This is a genomic window from Thalassolituus oleivorans MIL-1 (genome assembly GCF_000355675.1).
In the GTDB taxonomy this organism is placed as follows: domain Bacteria; phylum Pseudomonadota; class Gammaproteobacteria; order Pseudomonadales; family Oceanobacteraceae; genus Thalassolituus; species Thalassolituus oleivorans.
In genome coordinates, this window is record NC_020888.1 from 2,547,634 (window position 1) to 2,562,241 (window position 14,608).

Annotated in this window: 13 protein-coding genes; 2 read left to right on the forward strand and 11 right to left on the reverse strand. The window is 45.3% G+C overall.

All coding sequences use genetic code 11. The annotated features are described in order from the left end of the window. Positions 1–3: 3 nt before the first annotated feature. The gene (locus tag TOL_RS11695; RefSeq protein ID WP_015487543.1) at positions 4–1,131 is read right to left on the reverse strand and encodes a ferredoxin reductase; all 1,128 of its coding nucleotides are present in this window, start codon (positions 1,129–1,131) and stop codon (positions 4–6) included. 696 nt (positions 1,132–1,827) lie between these two features. Continuing rightward, positions 1,828–3,429 (reverse strand): isocitrate lyase, encoded by a 1,602-nt coding sequence (locus TOL_RS11700; protein WP_015487544.1) that lies wholly within the window; start codon positions 3,427–3,429, stop codon positions 1,828–1,830. A gap of 302 nt (positions 3,430–3,731) precedes the next feature. Between TOL_RS11700 and TOL_RS11705 the strand changes: the two genes are divergently transcribed. Beyond that, positions 3,732–5,411: an alpha/beta hydrolase gene (locus TOL_RS11705; RefSeq protein WP_015487545.1), complete on the forward strand. Its 1,680-nt coding sequence runs from the start codon at positions 3,732–3,734 to the stop codon at positions 5,409–5,411. On the opposite strand, the gene TOL_RS11710 is transcribed toward TOL_RS11705, so the two are convergent. The 4 genes from TOL_RS11710 to TOL_RS11725 form a co-directional block, all read right to left on the reverse strand. Next, positions 5,395–6,336: a sensor histidine kinase gene (locus TOL_RS11710; protein WP_015487546.1), complete on the reverse strand. Its 942-nt coding sequence runs from the start codon at positions 6,334–6,336 to the stop codon at positions 5,395–5,397. The genes TOL_RS11705 and TOL_RS11710 overlap by 17 nt on opposite strands. Beyond that, entirely contained in the window at positions 6,326–6,880 is a 555-nt protein-coding gene (locus tag TOL_RS11715) for a heme NO-binding domain-containing protein (protein ID WP_015487547.1), read from the reverse strand. Before TOL_RS11715 ends, TOL_RS11710 begins: the two co-directional genes overlap by 11 nt. Beyond that, positions 6,881–8,239, reverse strand: coding sequence for a response regulator c-di-GMP phosphodiesterase, NosR family (gene nosR, locus TOL_RS11720; protein WP_015487548.1), 1,359 nt, complete (start codon positions 8,237–8,239; stop codon positions 6,881–6,883). Positions 8,240–8,460: 221 nt separating this feature from the next. Continuing rightward, positions 8,461–9,657 carry a BaiN/RdsA family NAD(P)/FAD-dependent oxidoreductase gene (locus TOL_RS11725; protein WP_015487550.1) on the reverse strand — a complete coding sequence of 399 codons (1,197 nt, stop codon included), beginning with the start codon at positions 9,655–9,657 and terminating at the stop codon, positions 8,461–8,463. Positions 9,658–9,760: 103 nt separating this feature from the next. Between TOL_RS11725 and TOL_RS11730 the strand changes: the two genes are divergently transcribed. Next, positions 9,761–10,564 carry a 1-acyl-sn-glycerol-3-phosphate acyltransferase gene (locus tag TOL_RS11730; protein ID WP_015487551.1) on the forward strand — a complete coding sequence of 268 codons (804 nt, stop codon included), beginning with the start codon at positions 9,761–9,763 and terminating at the stop codon, positions 10,562–10,564. A gap of 3 nt (positions 10,565–10,567) precedes the next feature. Here the strand turns inward: TOL_RS11730 and rnhB are convergent, their stop codons facing one another. Genes rnhB through lpxD form a run of 5 tightly spaced genes read right to left on the reverse strand, consistent with a single transcriptional unit; the run spans position 10,568 to position 14,590 of the window. After that, entirely contained in the window at positions 10,568–11,206 is a 639-nt protein-coding gene (rnhB, locus tag TOL_RS11735; RefSeq protein ID WP_015487552.1) for a ribonuclease HII, read from the reverse strand. Beyond that, positions 11,196–12,335, reverse strand: a complete 1,140-nt coding sequence (gene lpxB, locus TOL_RS11740; protein WP_015487553.1) for a lipid-A-disaccharide synthase — start codon at positions 12,333–12,335, stop codon at positions 11,196–11,198. The genes rnhB and lpxB overlap by 11 nt, the downstream gene beginning before the upstream one ends. A gap of 1 nt (position 12,336) precedes the next feature. Further along, positions 12,337–13,107, reverse strand: coding sequence for an acyl-ACP--UDP-N-acetylglucosamine O-acyltransferase (gene lpxA, locus TOL_RS11745; RefSeq protein WP_015487554.1), 771 nt, complete (start codon positions 13,105–13,107; stop codon positions 12,337–12,339). Continuing rightward, positions 13,104–13,568: a 3-hydroxyacyl-ACP dehydratase FabZ gene (gene fabZ / locus TOL_RS11750; RefSeq protein ID WP_015487555.1), complete on the reverse strand. Its 465-nt coding sequence runs from the start codon at positions 13,566–13,568 to the stop codon at positions 13,104–13,106. Before fabZ ends, lpxA begins: the two co-directional genes overlap by 4 nt. Further along, on the reverse strand, positions 13,568–14,590 hold the full coding sequence (lpxD, locus tag TOL_RS11755) for a UDP-3-O-(3-hydroxymyristoyl)glucosamine N-acyltransferase (RefSeq protein ID WP_015487556.1): 1,023 nt from the start codon (positions 14,588–14,590) through the stop codon (positions 13,568–13,570). Before lpxD ends, fabZ begins: the two co-directional genes overlap by 1 nt. Positions 14,591–14,608 lie beyond the last annotated feature (18 nt).

Below are 14,608 nucleotides of genomic sequence, written 5' to 3' on the forward strand. Positions count from 1 at the left end.
CCCTTATATATCCAGAACAACGTCGTTAACCGCCACTGAAATGCACAATTGAATATCTTCATGCCCAGTATCGGAATACGCGCCTGTTTTAGTGTTATAAACAACACCGCTTTTTTTCGTACATTTACATTGATGGCAAACACCGATGCGACAACCACTGACAGGCTTTAAACCTTGCGACTCGGCAACATCTAGCAAGCTGGTTGGCTCTTTTGCAGATACTTCGGTAAATAAACCTGATCGCTCGAAACTCACCAAAGCGTCATCAGCTGACTCGCGCTCCATTTCAATCGGCGCGGCACCAAAATATTCGAAATCAATGCGTTCAACCGCAACACCCATTTCTTGTAAGAGCGTACGGCTGCGTTTGATCATAGGTGTAGGACCACAAATCATAGCAAGACGTTCAGCATAATCGGCGCAATGTTCAGTGATATGTTCTTCACTGATAACACCAACTTCTTCGCCATCCATAAAGGTAACGTGAATGTTGCTGTGCTCTGCCGCTAAACGCTCAAATTCGTCTCGAAATAACAAACTCTGAGCATCACGACCGTAATACATTAAATGCACATCACGGCTGCTCTTGGATGCCCCTAAATGCTGCAACATAGAACGGAATGGAGTGATACCACTGCCACCTGCAATCATGAGTAACGGTTCATTGCCCGCGGGCAATACAAACTCGCCCTGTGCGGCAGATAAGGTCACTATGCCGCCATGTTCGAAATGCTCACGCAACCAAGGAGTAATTCGGCCACCCTCTTGCACACGGATAGTTAGCTCGATATTACCGCTACGCGAATATTGCTCTGGTGAACACGAGATACTGAAATAACGGCTCTGACGAGCACCATCACGTTCGGCAGTTATTTCTAAATATTGACCCGGCGTAAATTGCGGCCAACGACCGGACGGCTTGATAACCAAGGTGTAAACATCAGCCGTTTCTCTGCGCACTTGCACGACCTTCGAGCGATAACCCGTTGTCGTCCATTGTGGCAATACGATTTGAATTAGCGGCTCAAAATAGGCCGTCATCTGGTCGTGCTGTGTCAGGCTTTGTGCCAGCCAATTCCAAGCTTTCGCTCCGGCCGAACCTGAAGGAATGGTTAACTCTCTTTGGCTCATTTTTTGGTACTTCCCGTGATGAGATCAATTTGACTCACGTATTATTTTTATTGTTTGGAGCATACACACGGCATATTCCAGGAATTACCGCGCATGTTAACGACTAAGGTCTAAATGTCCAATCACACTTAAAGTGTGATTTCCGTCACATTTTTTTAGCAACTACCTTTGGCAAGCGTACTAAAACCTAAAAGTCGTTTTAAAACAGTAGCTTATAACCACTGCTGTGTTGAATATCACCATTTTACCATGCAATCTTGACGACATTATTAATCTATAGGCATTAATGTTATGAACTAGGACACATACATTGACCCAAAATCACCAATATTTAGACAAATAACGAAAAGTCGATGGGAAGTCCTATCATTCCTCAACTTAAATAATTAGTTTTCATGACAATACGAAACAAGTGTAAGCCTCAACACATGACTCCTGTAAGAGCAGCTGTCACGAAAATGACTCGCAGGCCGCCAATGCCACATGATTGGCTTATTTTGCCATACGATAATTGAGTAATTAAATAATAAGCGTTAGAGAAAGAGATCAGCCACCAGCAACCCGTGGCTCTTTATGGCTTTGTGGTCACGACCGCAAAGACTGCTTTGCTGAATATCACTATAAGATAAACACAAAAAAGGCGACCCTAAGGTCGCCTCTTTCAAGAACTTACTAATCAGTTCATCTAAAACGAGCTTAGATGTTGTTGAACTGGTTAGAAGTGTTCTTAGCGCCGCCAGCTTTCAGAGCGTTTTCACCAGCAAAGTATTCTTTGTGGTCGTCGCCCATGTCTGAACCAGCCATGTTCTGGTGCTTAACGCAAGCGATGCCTTGACGGATCTCTTTACGCTGAACGCCAGCAACATAACCCAACATGCCCGCTTCACCGAAGTACTCTTTAGCCAAGTTATCAACAGACAATGCAGTCGTGTGGTAAGTAGGCAGAGTGATCAAGTGGTGGAACACGTTCGCTTCACGTGAAGTATCAGCTTGGAAAGACTGAATCATAGCGTCAGCACGATCACAAAGCTCAGTACCATCGTAGTCAGCAGACATTAGCTTAGCGCGATCGTATGCAGATACGTCTTCACCAGCAGCAACCATAGCGTCGTATGCTTGTTGACGGAAGCTCAAAGTCCAGTTGAAAGATGGGCTGTTGTTGTAAACAAGTTTCGCATCTGGGTGAACTTTACGAACTTCGTTCATCATGCCAGCAATTTCGTGAACTGTTGGGATTGCAGTTTCGATCCACAACAAGTCAGCGCCCGCATCGATAGCACCGATACAGTCAAATACACAACGCTCATGGCCAGTGCCTTGACGGAATTGGTATAGACCAGAAGGTAGACGCTTAGGACGTACTAGCTTGCCACCACGGTTGAATACAACATCGCCTTCAGCCATATCAGCTACGTCGATTTCTTCAACGTCTAGGAAAGAGTTGTAGATATCGCCAGCATCGCCTGGCTCTTTAACAACAGCGATTTCTTTAGTCAGGCCAGCACCTTCAGAGTCAGTACGTGCAACGATAAGACCGTTGTCGATACCTAACTCAAGGAACGCGTAACGCAATGCGCGTAACTTGTTGTGGAAGTCAGCGTGTGGAACAGTCACTTTGCCGTCTTGGTGACCACATTGCTTTTCATCAGCAACTTGGTTTTCGATCTGCAAGCAGCAAGCGCCTGCTTCGATCATTTGACGAGCCATCAAGTAAGTTGCTTCAGCGTTACCGAAACCAGCGTCGATATCAGCAATGATAGGTACGATGTGAGTTTCGTAGTTATCAACTTTATCTTGGATTTCAGCTGCTTTAGCAGTGTCACCAGCTTCACGAGCTGCGTCTAGTTCACGGAACAACATACCTAGTTCACGTGCATCAGCTTGACGCAAGAAAGTGTATAACTCAGCAACTAGGCTAGCTACTGCAGTTTTTTCGTGCATTGACTGGTCAGGAAGAGGACCGAACTCAGAACGTAGTGCTGCAACCATCCAACCAGATAGGTACAAGTATTTACGTTCAGTAGTACCGAAATGCTTTTTGATAGAGATCAGCTTTTGCTGACCTACGAAACCATGCCAGCAACCCAAAGACTGAGTGTACTTAGATTTGTCGGCATCGAACGCAGCCATATCTGCACGCATGATGTTTGCAGTGTACTTAGCGATATCTAGACCAGTTTTGAATTTGTTCTGTACACGCATACGAGCTGCAGATTCAGCACTGATAGCGGCCCATGGGCTGCCGTTTGCTTCAATAACGCTGCTCAACGCTTTGATTTCATCTTGATAAGCTGACATAGGTCAATCCTTCAAATGGGTGGGTGGGCGATTTGTTACTCCCCGAATTCGCGCTTATAAGCTCGACTTTCAAAGAGTTTAAAGTTTTGGACAGGCGAATCTTAGTGCCTCACGAGTCATAATTGAAATCAATAGTATCTATACCTAATATTTTCTGTGTGAATGCGGACAATCTTCGTACAGTTTGCAGACGAATTTCAGGCCCGTAGCATCATAAACCTTACCAATGTCTACTGTGGAAGCTGTTCTATTGTGGCCGCACTGTTATGATCCGCGCACATTGAATTGAGTAGATAAGTACGATGTTTAAACGACTTTTGTATGTCTTGGCGACGTTAATAGCAGCGATTTTTGTATTTCAGTGGCTAACCGCCGCGTCATTTGAATTCGATTCGCCTTCGACTACCGAAGCGCTGAGTGAAAACTATACTCAGATACTTATCAAGAGCCATGACGGCACTACGATAGGTCTAACACTCTATCAGCCACAGCTTGCTGCCGGTGAGAACGCCCCTCTTATATTGCACACCAATGGCTTTGGTGGCACACGAGCGGCGCGCCCACTCAGTTTATATGGCCAGCTCATGCTATCGGGGACGAGCTCGATTGCCGCATGGCATCGCGGATATTGGATGATTTCATTCGATCAACGTGGTGTCGGCGAATCCGGAGACGAGATTCATCTAATGGACCCCGACTTTGAAGTAAAAGATTTTAGCGCCGTGATCGATTGGGCCATCGCCAATATTCCTCGAATCAGCAAAGACGACAATGGCGATGCGATAATTGGAGCCGTTGGCGAAAGTTATGGCGGCGGCTCGGCTGTCAACGCGAGCCTGCGTGATCCTCGCATCGATGCCATTGTGCCACTAACCACATGGTGGGATCTATCTGACGCATTTGGCGCTAACCGGCATGTTAAAAGCGCTTGGGGCGGAACATTAGGATTGCTAGGCACTTTTAGTAGTGGTTTTGATTTTGGCATGGCAATAGAACCGGAATACCTCGCCCTATTCAATGGCTATATGAACGATAAGGTCGATGCTGATATGGATAGACGCAGTCCAATGACTTACTGCGCTCAAGGGATGTCTATCCAAGCCGACGCTCTATTCATTCAAGGCTTTAAAGATACCCTATTTCCTTTAAACCAAGGATTAAACAATCGAGCCTGCGCATTAACCGGAGGAAAAGATGTTCGTTTTGTTGGTATACAAGATGGACACAAGCTTTGGCCAATTCAGCCTTGGTCTGGCTTACCTATTTTTAATACCCAAGAAACGATTGTATGTGATGGTCAAGTATTCGATACCCAAACGATGATTCTGGATTGGCTTGATGAAAAACTTAAAGGCATCACTCCATCCCAAGAAATCCCAAAATTATGCCTCACATTTAGTGACGATAGTGGTCGAAACCTTGAGCAAGTGACTTATGGTGGTGAATCCTTCGTTATTCCGTCTACGATCTTTCATTTAACCCCTAGTGGTTTGCTAGAAGGTCTTCTCGATCCGCTCGATAGCCTCATGGATCGCATTAGTCCTCTAGCAGAACAGCCCGCATTACAGACGACTGGTGGTTCTATTCGTCCGGCGTTTGTGCCCTTATATCAAGCAAGCACACCAATGGACCTCTTGGGGGTTCCTTTAATTGATGTGAACTTCACGTCAACAGAAAGTGAGCACGATGGCGTGGGCTATTTAGCACTAGGAGTTAGGAAGGCAGGAAAACGCCATATCGAAATATTGAGCGATCAATATCTCCCCTTACCGGGAGATGGACTGTATCAGCAAGAATTTCCTGCGGTGTCATTTCAACTGCATGCTGGAGATGAAGTTGGCGTTGTATTGCAGGGGTTCACTTGGCAGTATCTAGCGAACTCTGAGGGGTTATTGTCTAGTGGCACAGTTGCAGGGCATATTGCATTGCCACTAATCGCACCAAGGACATTGAGCGAGGGTCTATCTACACAGTCTTTTTAACCGGTAAACGAACGGTGAAAGTCGTGCCTTGGCCTACGGTACTTGCTACGAGAATTTCACCGTCATGTTCTTGTACAAAACCGTGTGATATTGATAGCCCTAAGCCTGTACCTTCACCTACAGGCTTAGTTGTAAAAAAAGGCGTAAATAATTGTTCTAAATATTCTTCGGCAATACCATGACCATTATCTTTAACACTCACCTCAATCCAACCGTCTGCACATCGTGTAGTTAATAAAATGAGGCCATTTTCACTAACCGCTTGACTGGCATTAGCAATCAAATTGGTGAAGACCTGATTTAATTTTCCAAAATAACCTGATATTTTCGGTACATCACCATACTCTACATCAACCGTTGCATGATATTTTGTTTGATTACTTAAAATATTGACCGCTGATCGTAGGCATTCATTAATATCAACAAGATCCATTGCGCCTGAGTCTTCGCGTGAAAATGACTTTAGATCAGCAACAATTTGCTTTACGCGTTCCAAGCCATTGATAGTTTCGCGGCTCAGGCTGGGAAAGTCTTCCATCAAATATTCGATATCGTATTGCTGAAAATGATTCGACCACTCAGCGCGTATTTTAGCTACGTCATTTTCCTCTGATATAACGGCACCCATCGCACAAATAAATTTATGTATGTCATTAAGTCCTTCAGACATAGAACAGAAATTACTGTAGATAAACCCGATAGGATTATTAATTTCATGAGCAACGCCAGCCGACAAAACCCCTAGAGAAGCCATTTTTTCGGATTGCACTACGAGCTTTTGATTTTCTTTTAAGTTTTGATGCGCCAGCTGTAACGCTTCAAAAGATGCATACAGTTCTCGAGATTTGTCCTCAAGCAGTTGCTCGGCGGCCTTGCGCAGCAACTTCTCGCGTTGATAGGCTTCTTGATAAATATCAGATGCCATTGGCGTCTCCCGTCAACTGAATCTTGAGATGACACTCATCAGCGCCGTGGTGCATACAAGGATCATGGGTCATGATATAGGATTGTTTGAAAAATTTAGCCGATCCCGATATTAACCCTTCCGCCAATCGACACAATTTTCTTTCAGAGCGGTAAATCATGGTCAATGAATGGCTACCTTCTTTTTGATAGTTAAACCTAGGCAAACTAGCATCGGGATACAGTTTTCGTACTTCAACATGCACAATGCGGTCGACCGACAGCAGAAATTCAATCAACCCTTTCGAGCGATCAAAAAAAATGGGGAAACGTGCATGAAATTCTTGCACCATATATTCACCGAACAAAAACACAAGATCATTAACGTCTATCCCTGTGACCTCGCTGGCAGCTGCAACCAATCCCATAAGCTCATCATCACTATAGCTTTCGGTTGAAATATACATTCCATTCGAACCCGATTTTTCCAGTATCGCGTTCCAGCCCTCCAACCCGTAACCCTCTTCCACCATGTCACGTAGTATATCGAACACAACCCCCTTCATTTAAAGTCCTCCAAGTTGGTCGGTAGGCATATTCTCTGCCACCCAAATCTCTAATGTTTCATCTGACATATCTTGTAATTTGACGATTTTTTCAATGAGATCTGCCGTTAATTCGTGTCCCTCAGTGAGGAGAATCATTCCCTTTTCACCGTAAAGATTTCTGGATAAGGTCATGCCTATTTGTAACTCAGCAGCCGTTAGTCTCTGTTCGTTAAGAGCAAATTCGCTTCCTACTAAATCAGCACTTAGCTGAACAAAGCGTTGAGCTAGTAGCTGGTCATAACGTGTGCCTGCAAAGCTGAGAATATCGGCGCGAGCGACAGCGGGAGGTAAATGTTCACCATTCATTCGGCCACGAATTAAATCAACATAATCCCGTACAATAGCGAGAATGCGAGCACCTATTGGAATCGATTCACCCACCAGTTTATCGGGAAAGCCGGAACCGTCGTAGCGTTCATATTGGCTACGAACAATCGCGGCCGTATTTGCTAGACCTGGAATACCCATTAACGCGGCCTCCGCATGCAGCGGATTGTGACTAAAAATCTGAAGCTCGGCTTTATTGTAATCGCTATAAGCCTTACCCATTAACGTATCCGGGAAACTTACTCTGCCAAGTTCCGCCAACAAAGCGGCATCGCAGATAACAGAAATATCTTGATCCGATAGATCTAAATCTCGAGCTAACATCTCTACTAGCTGAGCTCTTAAACTCGCCGCCGACGCAGCCTCTGGTTCGCGCATCGCGGCAATACTAGAGGCAAGCTTGACCATATGACGATAGCTAGCGCTGAGTTCTTTAAAAGATTTTTCAATAACTACGGATTGCTGCTTTATCTCTAGAGTTCGTCGTTCAACACGTTGCTCCAATGTTTGATTTAGCTCTGCAAGTTCATTGTTGCGCTGCAGTAACTCTGCCGACAATTCGCGATTACGTACTTCTAATAACTTTGAATGCAAACTACGCTCTAATAACTCACGTAACGCAATATCATCCCATGGCTTGGTAAGGTAGCCAGATATATGCCCTTGATTAACGGCTTTAATCGTTGATTCCATATCGGAATAACCCGTCAGGATATAACGCAAGGTATCGGGATAACGTTGAGCAACTTCCGCTAAAAAGTCGGCACCATTCATTTCCGGCATACGCATATCTGAAATAACAACATCGACGTCAGTATTTTCGAGTATATAGAGGGCTTCGCGTGCAGATGCTGCGCTGACAGTATCCACGCTGATACGGGAAAGCGTGCGCTGTAAGGCACGTAATATGTTTTCCTCATCGTCGACAAGTAATACGATCGGCCTTTGAATCCGGTCAGTATCATCATTAGGATGCGAAGAAATAGACATAAACGCGACTCACACACTGTTTATATGTAAGTCTAGTCAATGAAGCCAATAACGACAGAGTCAACACATGGTGGCTAATGCCAAATAAGCATATAACAACGAATGTATCGTAGAATAAAAACTAGTCTGATTGAAGACGCTCAAAAACGTCAAAAGAATAGCCTAAAAATGAGATATTGAAGTCCATTTTTCGGCGAAAATTCAATAAACGCACACCAAGCTCAAACATATTCGGCCGCAGCCCAAGCGCTTGCCCAAGCCCATTGAAAGTTAAACCCACCCAAATGCCCCGTAACATCAACCACTTCACCAATGAAGAACAATCCTGGATGCGACTTGGATTCCATCGTCTTCGAGGATAACTCGTCAGTATCAACACCACCTAAAGCCACTTCAGCGGTGCGATAACCTTCTGTGCCTGATGGCTTTACTTCCCAGTCATGCAGTCGACTCGCGATAACATCCATCGCTTGGCCATCCAATTCGGCCAGCGTTAGCTCAGCTTCTCGAAGACCAGAAAGCCAAACCTCTGCAAATTTTTGTGTAGTCTGTTCCGCTAGCCAAGTCCGCAACTTTAATTTGGGGCGTTCATGCTGCTGTTGGCGCAATGCCTCACCAGCCCTCATAGTAGGCAATAAATCAATGTGGAGCTTCGAACCCGGTGACCAATATGAGGATATTTGTAAAATCGCAGGTCCGCTCAAACCTCGGTGGGTAAATAACATATCCTCGCTGAAGCTCTGCTCGCCACACTGCACTTGCACTGGCAGAGCAGTTCCAGATAGGGTTTCCACTAAGGATTTAGTTTGATCTGTTATGACAAATGGTACTAAGCCCGCGACCGGAGGATAAACCTTGAGGCCAAACTGCTTGGCAATATCATAACCGTACCCAGTGGCTCCCAACGTCGGAATTGACGGTCCACCTGTCGCAATAACAACCGATTCACAGCGAATATCATCTTCTTCAGTACTTACCTGATAACGTGCCTTGCCGCCATTTTCGAGTGCTTCAATACTGGTTATCTTAGTGTTTAGACGCACTTCTGCGCCATTTGTATCACACTCCTGTAAGAGCATATTCAAAATATCGACGGCTTTGTTATTGCAGAACAACTGGCCATCTTTCTTCTCGTGCCAAGGAATTCCATGAGCATCCACAAGCCCAATAAAATCCCACTGGGTGTAGCGACTCAATGCCGATTTACAGAAGTGAGGATTGCGACTGAGGTAACGACTGGGCTCGATATAATAGTTGGTGAAGTTACAACGCCCTCCGCCAGACATCAAAATCTTCTTACCAGCCTTGTTGGCATGGTCCAGCACCAACACAGAACGGCCTTTCTTCGCAGCATTCGCCGCACAAAACAAGCCTGCTGCACCAGCACCTATAATTACCACATCGACCTGAAGCACCATTAATCTCAATTCTCACCCTAGTTTTGGCTAAGTTCACTATTGTCCCTCAGCATACGACTGCTATTATGCCAGCGATTTAGTGACTTTAGGCAATAGGTACAGCATGGAATTGATTGATCGTGATGGATTGATGAAAGCCACAGGGCTATCGGCTCGTAAAACGGATTTCATTTTATATCTACTGAAAGGTCCGGTACTGACTAAGGTCTATAATCAGTTGGATGCCAAAGAAGGTATCGATATGATTGAAGAAGCACTGAATTACTTTGGTATGGAATTGAACTTCGATGTCGCTGCTCTAGATGCCGCAATTCCAAAAGAAGGGCCCTTTATTACTGTATCCAATCACCCCTTTGGATTTCTCGACGGTATCATCTTACTGCTTATTATTGGTCGCCGCAGACCTGAGTTTCGCGCCGTTGCTAACTTTTTATTAAGTTATTTTGCACCAATATCTGATTTATTCATCACCGTTAACCCCTTCGAAAATACTGGGCCTAAAGGTATGGGGGGAATGAAAAAGTCCCTAGAACAGCTAAATAAAGGCTTAGGTCTTGGGTTGTTTCCTGCAGGAGAAGTTTCTACATGGTACCCAGGGCAAAAAGGCGTTGCCGATCGTCCTTGGTCTTTGTCCAGCATGCGCTTAATTAAACAGGCGAATGTTCCTGTCATCCCTATTTTCTTTGCTGGTCAGAATAGTACGAGCTTCCACGTAATGGGTAAAATCAACCCTATGTTACGTACCATTAGAATACCGGCAGAATTTTTAAAGAAACAAAAAACAACATTAAATATTGGTGTCGGAGCACGTATGGATGTCGCAGAACTTGCACAATTCAGCAGCGAAGAAGCATTACGTGATGAATTACGTTCTCGCACTTACGCGTTAGCGGATCAATTTAACTAATAATTAAATATCGGTTAGTAAAGCTTTAACGGGCGCATAGCTGCGACGATGAATGGCACAAGGACCAAGCGTAGCGAGCGCCTCAAGGTGAGCGGCCGTGCCATAGCCTTTGTGTTTAGCAAAGCCATATCCCGGATATTCTTTATCGAGTATAAGCATCTCGCGATCACGATGAACTTTCGCTAAGACCGAGGCTGCCGAAATAGCGGCGACCAGAGCATCGCCTTTAATAATGGCAGTTGCTTCAATATCTAAATCGGGTAAGCGATTACCATCGACCAATACGTGCTCACATGGCAAAGTCAGACCCGCCACCGCCCGGCTCATCGCCAACATACGCGCATTCAAAATATTGATACTATCGATTTCTTCAACGGTCGCCCGAGCAATGCAAAAATCCAACGCTTGCTCTCGAATAATATCGAATAAGCGTTCACGCTTCTTCTCACTAAGTTTCTTTGAATCCGTTAGCTCAGGGATCGGTTTATTGGGATCAAGAATGACCGCTGCCGCAACCACATCGCCACAAAGAGGGCCTGCACCGGCTTCATCAACACCGCAATACAACAAGCCGCGCTGGAGCAAACTGGCTTCAATATCAGTCGCCACAGCAAAATTGTCGAGCTCGATGTTAGCGCTCACTATGGATTAACTCAGCGATTGCACTAGCGGCTTCGTCGTCGGCACCTCGGCGTAATTGACGATGAATAAACTGAAAGGTTTCATGTAACTGATGCATCGCATCACTGTCTTCCAGTCGAACTAGTAGCGCTTCGGCTAAATTATCCGGAGTCGCTTCGTGCTGAATAAACTCTGGAACCAGCTCTCGTCCAGCCAATAAATTTGGCAACGAGATATAGGGCTGTGTCACCAAACGCTTCAATATTCTATACGTCAGAGGCGCCATTTTATAACTCACCACCATAGGCTTCTTCAGCAGCATAGCTTCTAACGTTGCAGTTCCTGATGCCAATAAAATAGTATCGGCGGCGGCCATACACGTTTGCGACTGCCCCAAAACAACCTTAATAGGCAAAGTACGAGGATGAGCCGATAGCATAGCTTCAATTTGATTACGGCGATCAACACTTGCAGCAGGAATAATAAATTGCAGGTCACCACGCTTTAATAGCATGCGCTCCGCCGTCGCCAGAAATAAATCTCCGAGGCGAGCAACTTCACCACTGCGGCTTCCCGGCATTAAACAAACAACTGGGCGATCTAACTCTAAACCTAAATGTTCACGAGCAGGTTTAACCGGAGTTTCAAACGGAATACTATCAGCCAGATGATGACCAACAAATTTAACTGGAACATTATGTTCTTCGTAAAAACGTGCCTCAAACGGAAATAATGTCATCATTAAATCAACGGCTTTGGCTATTTTGAAGACGCGTTTTTCGCGCCAAGCCCAAACTGAAGGACTCACATAATGAACCGTTTTAACCCCCACCGCTCGTAACTTTTGCTCAAGCGTAAGATTAAAATCAGGGGCGTCAATACCGATAAAAACGTCCGGTGGATCAGCCCGCCAGCGACGAATTAAATCGCGGCGAACTTTTAATAATTCAAATAAACGTCCAAGAACCTCAACCAAACCCATAACGGCTAAGCGTTCCATAGGCACGAATGATTCCATACCTTGGGCTTGCATCAAAGGGCCACCGATCCCTTCGAAATGAGCATTTGGATAGCGCTTTTTAAGCGCTTTAATCATACCGGCACCGAGCATATCGCCCGATGTTTCTCCCGCAACAATGGCAATACGCATATCAGCGAATAATCCCGCGAGTAGCACTCTCTAAACTATTCACTAAGACAGCAACGGCATCATCTTCTAATGCAATTGGGTGCAATATTTCTAAAGCTTCGGCCAACGTTAACCCTTTGCGGTAAATGGTTTTATAAGCATTACGCAACAAACTAATGCTGTCGGCATTAAAACCTCGACGCTTTAAACCTTCACTATTGATACCGTGAGGTTGCGCCGGATACCCCAGAGACATGATATAAGCTGGAATATCTTTTAAAACAACGGTACCAGCACCACACATCGAATGAGCGCCAATTTGGCAGAACTGATGTACTTGAGTACTGCCACCTAAAATAGCCCAATCGCCAACCTTAACATGGCCTGCCATATTAGTATCGTTAGCGAAAATACCGTGATCGCCAATTACGCAATCATGAGCAACGTGAACGTTGACCATAAATAAATTATGGCTACCTACTTGGGTATGGCCATTGTCTTGAATTGTACCGCGATGAAAAGTACAGGCTTCACGAATAACGTTATGGTCGCCAATCGATAGTGTGGTCGGCTCTCCAGCATACTTTTTATCTTGGCATTCTTCACCAATGCTCGAAAATTGAAAAATTTTATTATGTTTTCCGATTTTCGTAGGTCCACGAATAATAACGTGTGGCCCAACTACTGTGCCTTCACCAATTTCGACATCTGCACCGATTATCGAAAACGGGCCGATTTCAACGTCATCGGCAATTCGCGCGCTCGGATCTACAATTGCTCTTGGGTCAATCATTTTTGCTCCAAATCTTTTTCAGCGCAGGTAAGTTCGGCGATACAGACAACCTCGTCATCCACCATAGCCTGACAATCAAATTTCCAAATACCACTGCGTTTTCCAATCAGCCGTGCTTCTAATTTTAACTGATCTCCCGGTACAACTGGGCGTTTGAAACGCACATGATCTGCACCAGCGAAATAAAAAATAGTCGTTGGTTTACGCGTATCGCCTTGCATCATAACGCCTAAAAATCCAGCAGCTTGCGCCATTGCCTCTAAGGTTAAAACGCCGGGCATTACTGGATGGCCGGGGAAATGGCCATTAAAAAAATCTTCATTAATGCTGACATTTTTATAAGCGTGAATAATAGCTCCACCCTCTGCGTCTAAATCGACATCAACTACTCTATCTAAGAGCAGAAACGGGTAGCGATGCGGCATCACTTCTTGAATTTTCTGAATGTTGTGAGTAGACATCACGCTTTACCTTGTTGGCTTTTTTCTAACTTTTGCAATCGTTTGGCTAATGAATCGAGCTGACGAAAACGTGTTGCACTGCGTTTCCACTCGTTGAGGGGCATTTGTGATGTACCACTTCCATACATCTCGCCATCTCCTATGGATTGGGTAATTAACGCTGCGGCTGCAATATGAGCGCGATCACCAATTGTTAGATGTCCGGCTATGCCTACGCCACCTGCAATGGTGCAATTGCGGCCTAATCGAGTACTTCCAGCAATACCTGTACAGGCTGCTATTGCGCAACCGTCACCAATACGGACATTGTGCGCGATCTGAATTTGATTATCGAGAATGACGTCGTCACCGATTACAGTGTCATCCAATGCACCGCGATCAATGCACGTATTTGCTCCGATTTCAGTGTTATTGCCTACACGCACGCCACCAAGCTGGGCTATTTTTTCCCAACGACCTTGATTAGGTGCAAATCCAAATCCATCAGCGCCCAGTACAGCACCTGAATGGATGCGAACGTGATCGCCTAAAGTGACATCATGGTAAAGGCTGACATTAGCACTTAATCGACAACCGACACCTAACTGACAATGATCATCGATAACACTACCTGCGCCAATTTCACATTGATCACCAAGAATGACATGTTCGCCGATAACCACATTGGCAGCGATTTTTACGTCACGGCCAATAGAGGCAGTAGCTGCCACGACAGCACTTGGATGGATGCCTGAGGATAATATCGGGCGGTTATCAAATAATTGGGTAGTACGGGCAAATGCAAGGTAGGGATTAGCGACAACCAGTGCTGCATTGGCAACACTATCAGCTAATTCTGGTCGAACAATGACCGCTCCGGCTTTGCTGTCCAGCAATTGAGAGCGGTAACTGTTATTAGCGAGAAAACTAACATCGCTAGCACCGGCACCCGCCAATGTGGCGACGCCGGATATCATCTGCTCGCCGTCTCCGCGAAGCTCAGCATCGAGATGCCGAGCCAGCTCAGCAAGGCTTATGTTCATGCGTAATCCTGGTATTGA

Bases quoted from the DNA above. Each gene is read 5' to 3' on its own strand.
- TOL_RS11695 (WP_015487543.1), bottom strand. From the start codon at position 1,131: ATGAGCCAAAGAGAGTTAACCATTCCTTCAGGTTCGGCCGGAGCGAAA.
- TOL_RS11700 (WP_015487544.1), bottom strand. From the start codon at position 3,429: ATGTCAGCTTATCAAGATGAAATCAAAGCGTTGAGCAGCGTTATTGAA.
- TOL_RS11705 (WP_015487545.1), top strand. From the start codon at position 3,732: ATGTTTAAACGACTTTTGTATGTCTTGGCGACGTTAATAGCAGCGATT.
- TOL_RS11710 (WP_015487546.1), bottom strand. From the start codon at position 6,336: ATGGCATCTGATATTTATCAAGAAGCCTATCAACGCGAGAAGTTGCTG.
- TOL_RS11715 (WP_015487547.1), bottom strand. From the start codon at position 6,880: ATGAAGGGGGTTGTGTTCGATATACTACGTGACATGGTGGAAGAGGGT.
- nosR (WP_015487548.1), bottom strand. From the start codon at position 8,239: ATGTCTATTTCTTCGCATCCTAATGATGATACTGACCGGATTCAAAGG.
- TOL_RS11725 (WP_015487550.1), bottom strand. From the start codon at position 9,657: ATGGTGCTTCAGGTCGATGTGGTAATTATAGGTGCTGGTGCAGCAGGC.
- TOL_RS11730 (WP_015487551.1), top strand. From the start codon at position 9,761: ATGGAATTGATTGATCGTGATGGATTGATGAAAGCCACAGGGCTATCG.
- lpxB (WP_015487553.1), bottom strand. From the start codon at position 12,335: ATGCGTATTGCCATTGTTGCGGGAGAAACATCGGGCGATATGCTCGGT.
- lpxA (WP_015487554.1), bottom strand. From the start codon at position 13,107: ATGATTGACCCAAGAGCAATTGTAGATCCGAGCGCGCGAATTGCCGAT.
- fabZ (WP_015487555.1), bottom strand. From the start codon at position 13,568: ATGTCTACTCACAACATTCAGAAAATTCAAGAAGTGATGCCGCATCGC.
- lpxD (WP_015487556.1), bottom strand. From the start codon at position 14,590: ATGAACATAAGCCTTGCTGAGCTGGCTCGGCATCTCGATGCTGAGCTT.